Origin of the sequence: Pelagirhabdus alkalitolerans (assembly GCF_900096905.1) — a bacterium.
Lineage (GTDB): Bacteria > Bacillota > Bacilli > Bacillales > Amphibacillaceae > Pelagirhabdus > Pelagirhabdus alkalitolerans.
Genome location: NZ_FMYI01000002.1, coordinates 229,821 through 245,386, shown reverse-complemented (window position 1 = coordinate 245,386; position 15,566 = coordinate 229,821). Strand labels below are relative to the sequence as shown.

Here is a 15,566-nt window from a genome sequence, read left to right as displayed (position 1 = left end):
TGAACTTAGAACTATAAATACAGTAACAATTCAAGCAGAGGGATTATTTTTCTCTCTGCTTTTTCTAACATTAAATCAGTTGTAATTATAGTAAGGTTTACCACAGATCGCTTATATCAGTTACAAGTGATTAATACACATTGAGAATGTCGATGAATAATATGATGAAACTTATAGAAAAGATGCTAAAAAGTAAGTCGCCGAATGTTATGAAACGATTAATCTCTTTTTTGAACAAGGGGATGTATCCGACTGTGTATATTTGCAAAAAATAAAAGAGTGAAAATAGTACAGCAAATATGCCCATTATAGATGAAATATTTATAAAAGTAATCAATTAAATCTCCCCCTTTTTTTTAATAAGATAACAAGTAAATACTATATGAAAAGTTTTAAATTAATTCTATTCATTACTCTTATGACTAACAGAGTTAAGTATTTCTGAAAGCTCTTCTGGTGTTTCGACTTCCAAGTCTTTTAAATACTGCTGTAAAATAAGGTCTGAATTGCTTCTACTATTGTGATCGTTTAAGAAGTTGGACATTTCGGATAGTAATCCATTCATTTCAGTCTCCATTTGTCCCCCTCCCATAAAATTCGGTAAGTCCACATTAAATTTACCACCATTTAGACCGACTAAAATTAAACCTACAATAAATATCGCCTTAACAGACCCTTTAAATTTTATATTCCCAGGAGAGTTAACATTTACTCTTGTTGTCAATTCTCGAACATCAAATCTTACCATTTCTGAAAAATCACTAAATTCTTGAGCTAATTCTAAGAGTTCTTTACCAACTGAAAAGAACTCTAAAGAAGGAATCTCTTCTTCCTTTTTTACTCTAATAGTAATTTGACCATAATCTTCTCTGGCATAGAAATCACTTACCAAGCTTTGAATTACATCTTTATACGAATTCGCGTCAGTAATTGTATGTTGAGCATGCTGTAACAACTTAAACATTGGCATCTCAACGTCCCATTTATGCAACTCTTTCAACCACTTTACGTCCCATCTTTTTTCATACGGACAAAAAGCATTATCCTGCTCGGTTTCTTCTTGTTCGATTTCAGTACTATATACATTATCGCTATGAATCTCTCCGATTAGAAAAGAATTTGATGATGGACCTGTGATTACAATCATATCATTTTTTTTAAACACTTTGCTAAATATTCTTAATTGATTATAAACTCTCCCGATTTTTGCTGTTTTAGGATAGAACTCTTTAATCAATAATTTGATATCATCTTCATTTTCGCTATTCATATCATCGAGTGTTATATCATTCCAACCAATTCCTATAAAACTATTTCTATTATAATCATTATAGTATTTACCCTGGTTTGTCCTTACTAACCAGTAATTTTTCGACTCGGGTATTTTAGGTAAAAAATCCACAGAAGTACCTCCGCTTTGCTAATATTTTACCTCGATTCTACATTAACTAAGTATATTTGTCTATATTATACACTTAGCAAGATCTTACTTATCAACCATCTTCTCGATATTGCTATTTAATCGACTGAGTTGTCATCCAGTTTTGTTCTGTTAAGGCTGATAAATATGTCACTTTAGCTTGTTCTTCAGCTTTAGCAAAACTTAAAGCCATCCCAGCTTTAAACAATCCATTCCCAGCCAAATCAGTTGCTATCTTTTTAATTATCGCTAAATCTTTTTCATCAGCTTCTTCTAATTGATATTTTTCCATGAATTTAGCCATTTGTTTTTCTTCTTTAGTCATCTTAGGCTCTGCATCTTTTCCGCCAAATAAAGCCATGATCCATCACTCCTGTTATTTTGTTATTTACTATATTCGACAATACACGCCTAATATCCTGCCGATGTAAAAAAATGTCAATAAATAAGCCTCTCACAAAAAATATTTGTGAGAGGCTTTTATAATGATACTAGAACAGTAATAACCATTGCTGCAATTCCTAAAATAGTTGAAATTGCTAAGGTCCAAATCGCTATAGCTATACTTGTTCTATTCTTTTCACCTTCATATACTATATTCTTTATTTCTGCAACATCTTTCATAAACCTTTCTTCACGTTCTTTTGAATCTATTGCAAACTTTTCTAATGACTTTTCGAACCGTTCTTCTCTCTTAACAGAATCTTTTTCAAAACGTTCCTCTCTCTCGTTGAGAGAATTAGAAATCCTTCTTTCGCTTTCTCGTAAGTCTTCTTTTAATTCCATGTATTTAAATTGATCTTCATTCATTTTATCATCTCCCGATAACATACCGTTTGGGATAGAACTTGGTGTAGCAGTGGTTAACCTCATATCTTTTTTTAACTGTTCAACTGAATCATCATTAATCTTAATAGCTGTGGAATCATCAATATATCCAACCACATTTGTTAAGTTAAGTCCTCTTGCTTCATTTTCTTCAACGGTTTGTTCCTCATTATATGAATCAAAATTAAGATGTTTTAGAACGATAATATTGTCTCTCGTTTCGGACTTGTTATTCCATTCAATATCTTTCATCTTAATCCCCCTGCTTCGGTCTTTCGATAACAGGTACTTGTAAATCTTTACTTTCCTCATTGATACGCAACGTTAATGTATAAATGCCTTTAATATACAACTCAACATTATTCATAGTGAGGTCGCCTTGGGCCACCTCTAAATTAGAATCATTTTCTTGCTTCCCTAAATCGGTTCTTATTTCCTTTTCACCTGTATCCATTATTATTTTTCCCTCAGGATCTTTAAATGTTATTTGTATTTTATTACTGGATCCAAATGTTTCCACATCAAAATTGTGCAATGAAAAAGCGACTTTGAAAGAGTAATTACCCGGTAGACTCAATGGAGAGATATTGGGTAAGGGTTTATCTATCATAATTTTTCCGTTTTTTTCATAAGTATCTTCGCAAATCAATAAATATCCTATTTTTAACATATAAAATCACTTCCCTAAAATTAATCTTAACAACTTTAGTATAGTTTATTTAGATTTTTTTTAAAAGGGATTTTTCAAATTATTATAAAAGATAAAATATCCGCTCACAAATCGTGAAGAGCTTTTGTTTTGCTTAGAATCGACTGTTTACTTCTTTGCGGACTTCCTCATATTTCGAATGACTTATACCTAATGATTTACGTCTAGTGTCATGTCCTTGCCCATGCTTTCCTGCAATGACCTCAGCAGCCATATCAGATAGAGATTTACCACTACCACCTTGTCCAATCCGATTCACTTCTGCACGTACTTTTTCATATTCACTTTGACTGATTCCTAGCGATCGACATCTATTGCTATGGCCATTACCGTGATCACCATTCAGAATCTCTTTGGCCATTGCCGAAACGATGACTATATCATGCCAAAATCAAGTCTTTTTAATGCCTTGAAACGCACATTGAAGCAATCAGGTATAAACACTCTTCCAATCCACTCACTAAGCCATACACATGCTGTGTTGTTGCTAGAAGCAGGTACTGATATGAAATATATCCAAGAACGATTAGGGCATGGTAGTTATCAAATTACTGCAGATGTCTATTCTCACATCTCTAAGAAATTAGATGAACAATCTATGGACAAATATGAAACATACCTTAACAAAATCACATTTAACAAAAGTGATTAATTTTTGTGGGTGTTTCATGGGTGCGTGTGCGGGCGCGCTAAAAACCTACATTAAAAAAGCACATAAAAGAAACCCCTTAACACGAGATATGTCAAGGGGTGGGGAAACTTTAGTACATTTGGATATATTGTTCTCTTTCCCAAGGGTGTACTTGGGTACGGAACATATCCCATTCAATTTCTTTTGATTCGATAAAGTGTTCAAATAGGTGTTCACCTAATGATTCTTTTAATATCTCATCTTCAGCTAAGTTTCTAAGTGCATCTGATAATGTAGCTGGTAAGTCTTTAACTCCATGCTCTTCACGTTCTTGTTTATCCATCACATAGATGTTGCGATCCACTGCTTGTGGTGCTTCCATGTTTTTCTTAATACCATCTAATCCAGCAGCTAAAAGAACTGATAGAGCTAAGTATGGGTTAGCAGATGGGTCAACACTTCTTACTTCCACACGTGTACTTAGGCCACGTGATGCTGGAATACGGATAAGTGGTGAACGGTTTGAGCCAGACCAAGCAACGTAAGACGGTGCTTCAAATCCAGGCACAAGACGTTTATACGAATTAACAGTTGGGTTTGTAACAGCAGTAAATGCCTGCGCGTGTTCAATAACACCCGCGATAAACTGATAAGCCGTTTTACTTAACTGTAATTCGCCACTTTCATCTAAGAATTTATTTTCTTTACCTTCAAACAATGACATATTACAGTGCATACCTGAACCGTTCACACCGAACAATGGTTTTGGCATGAATGTTGCATGTAAACCATGTTTACGTGCAATAGTTTTAACAACAAGTTTGAATGTTTGAATATCATCAGCGTGCTTAACAGCATCAGAATATTTGAAGTCAATCTCATGTTGACCAGGTGCAACTTCGTGGTGAGATGCTTCAATTTCAAAGCCCATCTCCTCTAACTCTAATACAATATCACGACGGCAATTTTCACCTAAGTCTGTAGGAGCTAAGTCAAAGTAACCACCTTTGTCATTAAGCTCTAATGATGGTTCGCCTTTATCATCTAGTTTGAAGAGGAAGAATTCTGGTTCAGTACCAATATTGAATGCAGTAAATCCATGCTCCTCCATTTTCTTCAAGTTACGTTTTAAATTAACACGAGGGCAGCCTAAGAATGGTGTACCATCTGTATTATGAATATCACAAATAAAACGAGCTACTTTACCTTTTTCTGATGTCCAAGGGAAAATAACAAACGTATCTAAATCAGGATGCAACTTCATATCTGATTCTTCAATTCGAACAAAACCTTCAATTGATGAACCATCGAATACCATTTCATTGTCTAACGCCTTATCTAACTGACTAAGAGGAATTTCAACATTTTTAATCGTCCCTAGCAAATCTGTGAATTGAAGACGAATAAATCGAACATTTTCCTCATCTAACTTCTTCTTAATCTCTTCTTTCGTGAACTTTGATCCCATGTTTGTTCTCTCCTTATTTGGATTATATTAGCGGAAGAATCGTGATAATTCTCCCTGACGCAACGAGGTTTTTCCCATTCGGCCTGACTGCATCAATTCGTTCTTTAAAAGTTTTCTCAGTTCTCTTTCAGATAATTCTTTGCGTTCACCTTGCTCAGAATCTTCTTGGTGTTCTTCAGTAGTTGGTAAATCTTTTAGCTGGAGTACTTGTTTTATACCAGCAAGATTGATTCCTTTTTCAATCAATTCCTTAATTTCCAGTAACCGATCAACATCATTGAATGAAAATAGACGTTGATTACCTTTCGTTCGAGCAGGGTGAATTAACTGATGCTCCTCATAATAACGAATTTGTCTAGCGGTCAAATCTGTCAGTTCTTTGACAATACCAATGGAAAATAAGGGCTGCGAACGTCGATCTTGATCACTCATAGCAGGCTCCCCTTTCCTCTCTTGCTTTCCTTACTACTTATTATACACACGATAATAAAACTGTCAAGAGATGTTAGGTTATTTAACATAAAAAATTCTGATAATTCAAATTCCTAAAAAAAAGAGGAAGTATCCTCTTAATTTAAACGATGTAACAAAGGATGATCATGCGGTAAGTAACCTTCTAATTTATAGGATTCATCATCCATAAACGTTTCTTTAACAATGATAGCATGTTGTTTATATTGTTGCAGTAATTTTCCTTGATCCGCTTGAACGTTCGTTATAAAGTGAGTCCAATTCGAAATAATTAGATCTTCTGTTTTAATCAGAAGTTGTTTTCGATCTTCTTGAGAGAACGCGCTGATTGAAATCGACGGTTTTAAAATCGGTAAAAATTGCTCTGAAGCTAAATCAATTTTATTATAAACCGTCAAGGTTGGTATATGATCAGCTCCTAATTCCGATAACAAACGATCGACCGTATGTTGATGCTGATGCTGATCAGGGTGTGAGCTATCTACAACATGATAAATTAAGTCCGCTTCTTTTACTTCTTCTAGTGTTGAACGAAAAGCAGCGATTAAAGCAGTTGGAAGATCCTGCATAAAACCAACCGTATCCGTAATAATGGTTTGAAGGCCAGATGGTAACCTTAACTGCCTTGTTGTCGGATCAAGCGTAGCAAACAACTGATCTTCCACATACGTTTCACCGGCTGTTAAATGATTAAACAATGTTGATTTTCCAGCATTGGTGTAACCAACTATGGCAATTTGAAATGTATGATTCAATTGACGCCTTTTTCGATACTGGTGGCGTTGGTTAACGACAATTTCTAATTTCCGTTTAATTTCATCAATACGACGATTAATGTGACGCCGATCTGTTTCAAGTTTCGTCTCACCAGGCCCTCTTGTTCCAATACCACCACCTAGTCGTGACAAACTTTGTCCTTGACCATGTAACCTGGGCAAGAGGTACTGATACTGCGCCAGTTCAACTTGCAATTTACCTTCATTTGTCTTCGCACGACTTGCAAAGATGTCTAAAATTAATTGACTACGATCAATCACGGGAATATCAATAGATGCATTTAAATTTCGCATCTGAGTTGCTGAAAGTTCGTCATTTGCGATTATAAGATCAACTTCTCTATCTTCGACGAACTCTTTAATTTCCTCTAGTTTCCCTGAACCTAGATAGGTAGCAGGATGAGGGTTGTCTCGTTTTTGTACAAATTGTTCCATTACATGCCCCTTCGCTGATTCACTTAAAGAGATCAGCTCATCCATGGAATATAAAAAGCGTTGTTCATTATCTCTCTTCTTATGTATGCCGATCACGATAATATTTTCGCTCATGCAGAATCCCTCTTTTCTCTATTTCTCTTGATTCCTCTTATCGTTTCAAATCTTCTCATGTTAGCTATACCCTAAAAACGAATAAATCAATCGATAGAATTAAAATCATTTCAACAAATCTTACATTTTTACATTAAAAAAGCTATTGCACCCTATAAATAGGAAACAATAGCTTTTACACATCAATTTTTTCAAAATTTAATAAGAAAAAGGTTGATTACTCTTTTTCTATGGTTACATTTCGAGAGGGTGCAAAAGTTGAGATAGCGTGTTTGAAAATCAACTGTTGCTTACCGTCAGTCTCCAGTAACACCGTGAAATTGTCGAATCCCTTAACAACACCTCTTAATTGAAAACCATTTGTCAAAAAGATGGTCACTTGAATATGGTCTTTTCTTAAGGCATTTAAGTATTGGTCCTGAATATTTACAGATTGCGCCATATTATTTCCTCCTCTTTTCTATCTCTATTTTTATTATATTCTAGCTAAAATCCAAAATCCCTTCTAAATCTGAATAAATTTTTTGAAAAATTTTATTTTTTGAATCTACAGATACATCATACCAGTTAACAGACATTTTGTTTTTGAACCATGTATACTGTCGTTTCGCATATCGTCTTGAATTTTGTTTTAATTGCTCAATCGCTTCTTCTTTTTTAATATCACCTTCAAAATACGGAATAAACTCCTTATAACCAATGGCTTTCATCGATTGGTAACCTTTAAACCCTAACTGATAGAACGACTTCGCTTCTTCAATGATACCCTCTTCTACCATTTGATCGACTCTAGCATTAATACGCGCATAAAGGTCTGATCGTTCCATCGTCAGCCCAATTAGCACGGGTTGATAGGGAGATTCAATGGGTTGAGTTTCTTGCCACTCCGTCTTCGTTTTACCTGTACGATCATAAACTTCTAATGCCCTGACGACACGTCTTATGTTGTTTGGATGAATTTTTTCTGCTTGCTTTGGATCAACTGTTTCTAATCGTTCGAAAATCGATTCAATACCGCATATTTCTATTTCTTGTTCAATTTTTTCGCGGTACTTAGGGTCTTTCTCTTCATCTGAAAAATGATAATCCCAAAGCGCAGCTTGTATATAAAGACCCGTCCCTCCTACTATAATGGGTTGTTTACCACGACTCGTGATATCATCAATCAGATCCTGTACACGTTCTTTAAATTCAGCCACTGAAAAAGATTGATTCGGTTCTTTAATATCAATCATGTGATGGGGAATTGATTCTTTTTCTTTATCTGTAATTTTAGCTGTTGCAATATCCATGCCTTTATAAATTTGCATAGAATCACCACTAATAATCTCACCATTGAATCGTTTAGCTAATTGAATGCTTAATTCTGTTTTTCCAACAGCTGTCGGTCCTACAATCGCAATCACTTGTTTTTTCATTTATTCACCTCGATCTACATAACACGTTTAAACATTTTCTCTAAATCATAGCTTGAAAAATGGATGACAATAGGTCGGCCGTGAGGGCACGTAAATGGATCAATGCTTTTTCTCAACGTTTCTAATAGCTCGAACATTTCATTATTATTTAAGTAATGATTAGCTTTAATTGATCGTTTACAAGCCATTAAAATAGCTGTCTCTTCTCTTAACTTAGTTAAATCAATCTTCTCATCGACCATGACTTGATCAATAATATCTCGAATGACCGCTTCTTCGGCGCCCTTAGGAAACCACGTAGGGTGTGAGCGAATTAAATACGTATTCTGTCCAAAATGCTCAAAAAACAAACCCACTTTTTTTAGTTCATCTTGATAATGATCGATCATCATCGCTTCTTGGTTCGAAAAATCAAATGTTTGGGGGACGAGTAGCTCTTGCACTTCATGTCCCACTTCACTTACCCGCTCACGAAAATATTCATATTTTATGCGTTCTTGAGCTGCGTGTTGATCGATCAGGTACAGACCTTTTTCATTTTGAGCGATAATATAAGTACCGTGATGTTGACCAATTGGATACATGACGGGCATTCTAGGTTGATCACTCTCACTATTTTCTTCATTCATCAACGTGTCATTTTCTTCTTGATTTGTTTCCCGAATAACCGGTTCTGAATCTTGTATGAAGGAAGTGTTTTGAGATGAAGAAGTGGGAACACTGTCAGAGAATTTAACCTCTTTTTCATCCTCATTTTCTTTATCATCGTTTACGCTGTGATGATCGTTAAAATCAAAGTGCGTTTGATCATTTTTCTCTTTTCTAACAGGTTGTTTTTCTTGTGTCGGAATCAACGTTTCTTGTCTAAACGCATCACGGATCATTGATTCAATTGCGGCGAACAATTCTTTTTCCTTACTGAACCGAACTTCTAATTTAGCTGGGTGCACATTAACATCGACTAAAATCGGATCCATTTCAATTTGTAGGATCACAATTGGACTTCTACCAATCGGCAAGAGTGTGTGATAACCGTTTTGTATAGCCTTGTTTAAAGCTATACTCTTAATAAAACGTCCATTTATAATCGTCGAGATATAATGTTTCGATGAACGTGTCACTTCTGGCTTTGCGATATAACCACTCATTTTATAATCAAGTGTTTCCTTTTCAACTTTAATCATCTTTTTTGCAATGTTGAACCCATAAATCTGAGCAATCACCTGTAAAAGATCTCCTCGACCATTTGTTTGAAACAATTGCCGATCATTATGGTACAAATCAAACCGCACATTTGGGTGACTTAAACTCATTCGATTAATAACATCTGTAATATGTCCTAGCTCCGTATGGATGGTTTTCATATATTTTAAACGTGCAGGCGTATTATAAAATAAATGATCGACTGTTATTTCTGTCCCTTTTCTCGCATCTCCTTTATCACGAGATAAGATTTTTCCACCTTCAATTCTCAAAATAGTAGAGGCTTCTTCCGACTTTGACGTTTTTAATGTCAATTGACTAACTGCTGCAATCGACGCTAAGGCCTCACCTCTAAAACCTAAAGTTTTGACGTGGAATAAATCTTGTTCTGAACGGATTTTACTCGTCGCGTGACGGCTAAAAGCATGTTCGGCGTCTTTTTCTACCATACCATCTCCATCATCCGTTATTTTGATGCGTTTTAATCCCGCTTCTTCAATTTCTATCTTAATAGAGCGGCTACCTGCATCAATACTATTTTCAACGAGTTCCTTAACAACCGAAGCAGGCCTTTCAACCACTTCACCGGCTGCGATTTTGTTGGCTAATTGATCTGGCATGGTTTCAATGACCATTCATTATTCTCCTTTCTTGCACTCTTTCTGAAGGTTATACAAGACATTCATCGCTTCTAACGGATTCATTTCCAACAAATCATAACTCATGAGTTTGGATTCAATTGATGATGTCTGTTTTTTCTGTGATTGTGAATCTTTAGGCGCCTCTTCAAAAAAGCTAAGTTGATTCTCATTACTCTTTGTCTTTGTTTTCTCTTCTGTGTGAATCGGTTTACTTTCTAAGTCATTTAAAATCGTTCTGGCCCTTTTAATCAATGGATCAGGCAATCCCGCTAGTTGGGCTACATGAATACCGTAACTTTCATCAGCTGCACCTTCTTGTATTTGATGAAGAAACACCACGCGTCCTTCATACTCTTCAGCACGAACGTGAATATTTTTTAACTGCGGTAAAGCGTCAGTCAGTGTCGTTAATTCATGGTAATGGGTAGAAAATAACGTTTTGGCTCCAATTTGATCATGGATATGTTCAATGATCGCTTGAGCAAGTGCCATCCCATCGTACGTGCTTGTACCACGACCGATTTCATCTAACAAAATCAAACTTTGATCTGTTGCTTGTGTGATCGCATGTTTCGATTCGAGCATCTCGACCATAAACGTACTTTGACCAGCCACTAAATCATCCGCTGCTCCAATACGCGTGAAAATTTGATCGAAAATAGGTAATCTCGCCGCTTGTGCAGGAACAAAACAACCCACTTGAGCTAAAATGACTGTCAGAGCAACTTGTCGCATATACGTGCTTTTACCTGACATATTGGGACCTGTGATCAGAAGCATTTGGCTATCTTGAGCCATCGATACATCATTTGGCACATACATTTGGTCTTTCATGACTTTCTCAACAACTGGGTGTCGTCCTTCTTTTATAGATACATCATTATCATTCGTTAGTTCTGGTTTAACATAGTTTTGCTTTTCACTAACCGTTGCAAAACTTTGTAAACAGTCGATGTGGCTAATTTGTTCTGCCAACATTTGGAGCGGTTTTATAAAGGTTTTAACTTGATCTCTTAACTGTAAAAATAAATCATATTCAAGTTGAACACTCTTATCCTCTGCTGAGAGAATCAATCGTTCTGTTTCTTTTAATTCAGGCGTAATAAACCGTTCAGCATTCGTTAATGTTTGCTTTCGTTCATATCGACCTTCTTCTAATAAATGAAGGTTCGCACGTGTGACTTCAATATAATAACCAAACACTCGATTATAACCAATTTTCAAAGACTTAATGCCCGTTTCTTGCTTTTCTTTTTGCTCTAATTCCGCAATCCACTGCTTACCATTACGCGAAGCATCACGATATTGATCTAAATCCTCATTAAAACCATCTTTAATCATACCTCCGTCTTTAATCGTTAATGGGGCATCTTCTGAGATCGATTCATCTAATAGTTGATACAGATCTGGTAATGGATTAACATGTTTTGCAAGTGCCTTAATCGCTTCTGATTCCATCGATTGTACAGTTTCTTTAATGAAAGGGATTTGTGCTAAAGAACGTTTTAATTGTAATAAATCGCGTGCATTCACATTTCCATATGCAACCCGGCCTGCAAGTCGTTCTAAGTCATAGACCGTTTTAAGTTGCTCCCGCAAGTCTTCTCTTATTAAAAATTCATCCATAAAACCTTCTACAATTTCATAACGTTGCCGCAACAGGTAACGATCTAGTAAAGGACGTTCAATCCATTTCTTCAAGGTTCTTGATCCCATAGCGGTGACCGTTTGATCAATAACCCAAAGTAAACTTCCTTGTTTACCTTTTTTCATAATGGTTTCTGTTAATTCTAAGTTTCGTTTTGAATACATATCCAAACCTAAATAATCATTTAATTCGACGACTTGAACCGGTTTTAAGTGATCAAGCACACGTTGTTGTGTTGTCTCAATATAATGTATCAATCGACCAAATGATTTTAATAGACGAGGATCCTCATTTGATTCAACGAGGTGTTGAACAGATTCGGTGACTTCAGTTTCTTCACAATAAGATAGTGTACTAATAATCTGTTCTTGTAGCTTTGTTTTGTACTGATCATCCAAGTCTTTTGCAATCACGATCTCTTTAATCGGTTGATTATAAAGTTCACTAATTACACGGTCCCATCCGCTTGTTATCAATGTGAGAATGAGTTCACCTGTGGAAAGGTCGACATAGGCTAACGAAAATGTATGATCATCACACGCTGTTAAACTTGCCAAATAATTATTCTCATTTTCGTTTAACATCGTGTTTTCCATTACCGTTCCAGGCGTCACTAATTGTGTGACCTCACGTTTCACAACTCCTTTTGAACTTTTGGGATCTTCTACTTGTTCACAAATCGCAACTTTGTAACCTTTCTCAACTAATGTTCGTATGTAATTTGTCGCCGAATGGTAAGGAACACCACACATCGGAATTCGGTCATCCCCACCCCCATCTCGACTCGTTAATGTAATCTCTAATTCACGTGATGCTAAAAGGGCATCATCAAAAAACATTTCATAAAAATCTCCTAATCGAAAGAAGAGAAAACTATCTTGATTTTGTGCTTTTATTTTCAAATATTGCTGTATCATTGGCGTATAGTTACTCATAATGAACTCCTTTAATGCTAAAAATCATTTTCTGTCTTATATATTATAGCATAACAGACTAACTAAATTAGAGAGTGTAAACGTCTAAACTTTGTAAAATTTATTGAAGCGACATAAAAAAAGAAGCGCACACAGCTGTACGCTTAATGACTCGTATGTTCGTTAGAATCTTGTTTACCAGAGAAAAAATCGGGTTTTAAATCTGAATCTAGATTTTTAGAAGAATCGACCATCGTACTCGGATCAACTCGAACAGATACTTTAGTATCACCAATCACTTCAACCATAAATTCACGTTCCACTTCTGTGTTGATTTTGCCATCTTTTTTATCAATTATACATGAAACAGATTGTGGTTGTGTTAACGTACGAGCATGAACTTCAACAGTCGAACCAACCGTTTGTTTATCTTTGGCCGCTAAATCAATTTGATCTTGATAGGTCACACGTTCTGTGACAACATCCGTTTTTGTATGATCGTTATACGAGTACCAAACATTCAATTCATAGCTACCATTAATTTCAACACGATCCTCACTTAGGTGTTTAGCTTGATACAAATGATTAATAACCCAACACCCTAAAATACTTGAAGGTTTGTGAGGCGATTGAATGATGTGCTTTTGTTGAGTGAATTTTTTACCCTTCCCGATCACGGCCTTTGTAATAATTTCACGATAATCTTGATCAAGATATGACATGAGCATGAACCTCCTTCATTTTAGTTCCAACCATTCTCACATCAGCGAGATGAACTATATAGGTATCCTATGCTTCTGCCTAAATCTTGCTACAAAAATTTATATGATTTTAAAAAATCCTCCCCTCTATGAAAAAGGGGAGGTGAATTACTTAGTGTTGATTAAATACATCCGACACACGGCGATCAATATCACCGATTAGCGTCTGTAGTATATGATCGACAATCGCTTGTTGACTCTTGTAATCATTGACGATCGGTAATGCATCGATCTCAGCTTGAATCGCATCAATGTCTTCATCTAATTTTTTAACAGCTTCTGTTTTTCCGTAAGCTTGAAGGTTAACGGCTTGTTTTTGTAATTTTTTAATATCGTTAATTTTATTTTTGATTTTTTGATTATCATTTATTTTAGCTTCGATTGCTTTAAATTCATCGACCTCTTCGACATCATTTAACGCAAGTTTAACATCTTCAACTTTTTCTAAAATTTCTTCTTTTGTATATCCCATGCTTACACCTCAACTGTATCTGTGACGAGATCACCATCAAGCGACCACGTTTTAGCGGTATGAATCTTAACAGGTACGATTTGACCAATCAATGATTTAGGCGCTTTAAAATTAACCAGTTTATTTCTTTCTGTATGTCCAGATAAAACGTCTGGATCTTTTTTGCTTTCCCCTTCAACTAATACATCAACGACTTCTCCAACATAAGCGTCCATCGCTTCTTTAGATTGAGCATTAACCAATTTATTCAAACGTTGCAGGCGTTCCTTTTTAACGTCCATCGGTATATTATCTTCCCATTTGGCAGCTGGTGTACCATCCCTTGGTGAATAAATAAAGGTGAAGGCTGATTCAAAACCGACTTCTTCTATTAATGTCATCGTTTCTTCAAATTGTTCATCTGTTTCATTAGGGAAACCAACAATAATATCCGTTGTTAACGTCGCATTCGGCATCGCTTCTCTAATTTTTCGTACCAGTTCTAAATAGTCTTCTCTCGTATAGCGTCGTGCCATAATACGCAAAACATCTGAACTACCCGATTGAACCGGCAAATGAATGTGATCCAGTAAGTTACCACCTTGTGCTAAAACTTCGATTAAACGATCATCAAAATCACGAGGATGTGAGGTCGTAAAACGAATTCTAGGTATATCAATTTTGCTTAATTCTTCCATTAAATCGCCAAGACCATAATTAAATTCTAAATCTTTTCCATAAGCGTTTACGTTTTGTCCGAGCAACGTAATTTCTTTATAGCCATTTGCAGCGAGATGTCTTACCTCTTCAATAATATCTTCTGGCAGACGGCTTCTTTCTTTACCACGCGTATATGGCACGATGCAATACGTGCAAAATTTATCGCAGCCGTACATAATGTTAACCCAAGCTTTAATATTTCCTTTTCTCGCTTTAGGTAAGTTTTCTATGATGTCACCTTCTTTAGACCACACTTCCACGACCATTGCTTTAGAAAACATCGCTTCTTTTACTAAACTAGGCAATCGGTGAATATTATGTGTCCCAAAAATCATATCAACGAATGGGTGTTTTTTTAGAATACGATTCACAACGGATTCTTCTTGTGACATACAACCACACACACCTAAAATAAGATCAGGATTTTCTACTTTTAATGATTTCATATGTCCAAGCTCGCCAAACACTTTGTTTTCAGCATTTTCTCGAATCGCACATGTGTTTAGCAAGATAATATCCGCTTCTTTTGCGACACTTGTTGACTCATAGCCCATGTCCGTCAACAAACCAGCCATGACCTCTGTATCATGTTCATTCATTTGACACCCATATGTACGAATGAGGTATTTTTTACCCTTTCCGATCCCCTTCATTTCTTCTGGTATGTCATAGTCATAATGGATATCAACATCTTTTTTAAGACGCTTTTTGGCCTTCTTTAAATTCGGTGGTTGATAAGTTGTTTGAAAGTATTTTCCGATTAAATCATCCGATTCCATATTTTTTAATCGATCTAAGTTTTGATCGTTTGTATTTGATTGTTCAGGTTTTTGTTCAGTCATTGCTAAACACTCTCCTTTCAGCGAATCTTACTAGCTACATTTTAACATGTTCTTAAACATTTTTGTTGAGAAATCATGAATCGTTAGGGCTTTGTATCATCAAAAAACCTACTCAG

Annotated in this window: 15 protein-coding genes and 1 pseudogene; 1 reads left to right on the top strand and 15 read right to left on the bottom strand. The window is 35.7% G+C overall.

The features are described from left to right. Positions 1–403: 403 nt before the first annotated feature. The 5 genes from BLR62_RS03405 to BLR62_RS03385 all read right to left on the bottom strand — a co-directional run bounded on the left by BLR62_RS03405 (position 404) and on the right by BLR62_RS03385 (position 3,318). Positions 404–1,402 (bottom strand): hypothetical protein, encoded by a 999-nt coding sequence (locus BLR62_RS03405; protein ID WP_090793198.1) that lies wholly within the window; start codon positions 1,400–1,402, stop codon positions 404–406. 112 nt (positions 1,403–1,514) lie between these two features. After that, positions 1,515–1,781, bottom strand: a complete 267-nt coding sequence (locus tag BLR62_RS03400; RefSeq protein ID WP_090793195.1) for a hypothetical protein — start codon at positions 1,779–1,781, stop codon at positions 1,515–1,517. Between the two features lie 119 nt (positions 1,782–1,900). Then, positions 1,901–2,500: a hypothetical protein gene (locus BLR62_RS03395; RefSeq protein ID WP_090793192.1), complete on the bottom strand. Its 600-nt coding sequence runs from the start codon at positions 2,498–2,500 to the stop codon at positions 1,901–1,903. Between the two features lies 1 nt (position 2,501). Next, complete coding sequence (locus tag BLR62_RS03390; RefSeq protein ID WP_090793189.1) at positions 2,502–2,918, bottom strand: DUF6941 family protein; 417 nt, start codon at positions 2,916–2,918, stop codon at positions 2,502–2,504. 133 nt (positions 2,919–3,051) lie between these two features. Beyond that, on the bottom strand, positions 3,052–3,318 hold the full coding sequence (locus tag BLR62_RS03385; RefSeq protein WP_090793186.1) for a hypothetical protein: 267 nt from the start codon (positions 3,316–3,318) through the stop codon (positions 3,052–3,054). Between BLR62_RS03385 and BLR62_RS03380 the strand changes: the two are divergent. Continuing rightward, positions 3,319–3,609, top strand: a pseudogene (locus BLR62_RS03380) (tyrosine-type recombinase/integrase); the annotation flags it as partial. It lies immediately after the preceding gene. Between the two features lie 109 nt (positions 3,610–3,718). Here BLR62_RS03380 and glnA read toward each other — a convergent pair. The 10 genes from glnA to miaB all read right to left on the bottom strand — a co-directional run bounded on the left by glnA (position 3,719) and on the right by miaB (position 15,450). Continuing rightward, a complete protein-coding gene (gene glnA, locus BLR62_RS03375; protein WP_090793181.1) occupies positions 3,719–5,056 on the bottom strand; it encodes a type I glutamate--ammonia ligase in 1,338 nt (445 codons plus the stop codon). A gap of 27 nt (positions 5,057–5,083) precedes the next feature. Then, positions 5,084–5,488 carry a MerR family transcriptional regulator gene (locus BLR62_RS03370; RefSeq protein WP_090793179.1) on the bottom strand — a complete coding sequence of 135 codons (405 nt, stop codon included), beginning with the start codon at positions 5,486–5,488 and terminating at the stop codon, positions 5,084–5,086. Between the two features lie 137 nt (positions 5,489–5,625). Next, on the bottom strand, positions 5,626–6,852 hold the full coding sequence (hflX, locus tag BLR62_RS03365; protein ID WP_090793176.1) for a GTPase HflX: 1,227 nt from the start codon (positions 6,850–6,852) through the stop codon (positions 5,626–5,628). A gap of 217 nt (positions 6,853–7,069) precedes the next feature. Further along, the gene (hfq, locus tag BLR62_RS03360; RefSeq protein WP_090793173.1) at positions 7,070–7,294 is read right to left on the bottom strand and encodes an RNA chaperone Hfq; all 225 of its coding nucleotides are present in this window, start codon (positions 7,292–7,294) and stop codon (positions 7,070–7,072) included. A 40-nt stretch (positions 7,295–7,334) separates the two neighbouring features. After that, a complete protein-coding gene (gene miaA / locus BLR62_RS03355; protein ID WP_090793171.1) occupies positions 7,335–8,270 on the bottom strand; it encodes a tRNA (adenosine(37)-N6)-dimethylallyltransferase MiaA in 936 nt (311 codons plus the stop codon). A gap of 14 nt (positions 8,271–8,284) precedes the next feature. Beyond that, entirely contained in the window at positions 8,285–10,108 is a 1,824-nt protein-coding gene (mutL, locus tag BLR62_RS03350; RefSeq protein ID WP_090793168.1) for a DNA mismatch repair endonuclease MutL, read from the bottom strand. A gap of 3 nt (positions 10,109–10,111) precedes the next feature. Continuing rightward, positions 10,112–12,697: a DNA mismatch repair protein MutS gene (mutS, locus tag BLR62_RS03345; protein ID WP_090793165.1), complete on the bottom strand. Its 2,586-nt coding sequence runs from the start codon at positions 12,695–12,697 to the stop codon at positions 10,112–10,114. 143 nt (positions 12,698–12,840) lie between these two features. Then, positions 12,841–13,398 carry an outer spore coat protein CotE gene (gene cotE, locus BLR62_RS03340; protein ID WP_090793161.1) on the bottom strand — a complete coding sequence of 186 codons (558 nt, stop codon included), beginning with the start codon at positions 13,396–13,398 and terminating at the stop codon, positions 12,841–12,843. A gap of 151 nt (positions 13,399–13,549) precedes the next feature. After that, positions 13,550–13,909, bottom strand: a complete 360-nt coding sequence (locus BLR62_RS03335; protein WP_090793158.1) for a YlbF/YmcA family competence regulator — start codon at positions 13,907–13,909, stop codon at positions 13,550–13,552. Positions 13,910–13,911: 2 nt separating this feature from the next. Continuing rightward, positions 13,912–15,450 carry a tRNA (N6-isopentenyl adenosine(37)-C2)-methylthiotransferase MiaB gene (gene miaB, locus BLR62_RS03330; RefSeq protein WP_090793155.1) on the bottom strand — a complete coding sequence of 513 codons (1,539 nt, stop codon included), beginning with the start codon at positions 15,448–15,450 and terminating at the stop codon, positions 13,912–13,914. Positions 15,451–15,566: the final 116 nt, after the last annotated feature.

Bases quoted from the DNA above. Each gene is read 5' to 3' on its own strand.
- BLR62_RS03400 (WP_090793195.1), bottom strand. From the start codon at position 1,781: ATGGCTTTATTTGGCGGAAAAGATGCAGAGCCTAAGATGACTAAAGAA.
- BLR62_RS03395 (WP_090793192.1), bottom strand. From the start codon at position 2,500: ATGAAAGATATTGAATGGAATAACAAGTCCGAAACGAGAGACAATATT.
- BLR62_RS03390 (WP_090793189.1), bottom strand. From the start codon at position 2,918: ATGTTAAAAATAGGATATTTATTGATTTGCGAAGATACTTATGAAAAA.
- BLR62_RS03385 (WP_090793186.1), bottom strand. From the start codon at position 3,318: ATGGCCAAAGAGATTCTGAATGGTGATCACGGTAATGGCCATAGCAAT.
- glnA (WP_090793181.1), bottom strand. From the start codon at position 5,056: ATGGGATCAAAGTTCACGAAAGAAGAGATTAAGAAGAAGTTAGATGAG.
- BLR62_RS03370 (WP_090793179.1), bottom strand. From the start codon at position 5,488: ATGAGTGATCAAGATCGACGTTCGCAGCCCTTATTTTCCATTGGTATT.
- hflX (WP_090793176.1), bottom strand. From the start codon at position 6,852: ATGAGCGAAAATATTATCGTGATCGGCATACATAAGAAGAGAGATAAT.
- hfq (WP_090793173.1), bottom strand. From the start codon at position 7,294: ATGGCGCAATCTGTAAATATTCAGGACCAATACTTAAATGCCTTAAGA.
- miaA (WP_090793171.1), bottom strand. From the start codon at position 8,270: ATGAAAAAACAAGTGATTGCGATTGTAGGACCGACAGCTGTTGGAAAA.
- mutL (WP_090793168.1), bottom strand. From the start codon at position 10,108: ATGGTCATTGAAACCATGCCAGATCAATTAGCCAACAAAATCGCAGCC.
- mutS (WP_090793165.1), bottom strand. From the start codon at position 12,697: ATGAGTAACTATACGCCAATGATACAGCAATATTTGAAAATAAAAGCA.
- cotE (WP_090793161.1), bottom strand. From the start codon at position 13,398: ATGTCATATCTTGATCAAGATTATCGTGAAATTATTACAAAGGCCGTG.
- BLR62_RS03335 (WP_090793158.1), bottom strand. From the start codon at position 13,909: ATGGGATATACAAAAGAAGAAATTTTAGAAAAAGTTGAAGATGTTAAA.
- miaB (WP_090793155.1), bottom strand. From the start codon at position 15,450: ATGACTGAACAAAAACCTGAACAATCAAATACAAACGATCAAAACTTA.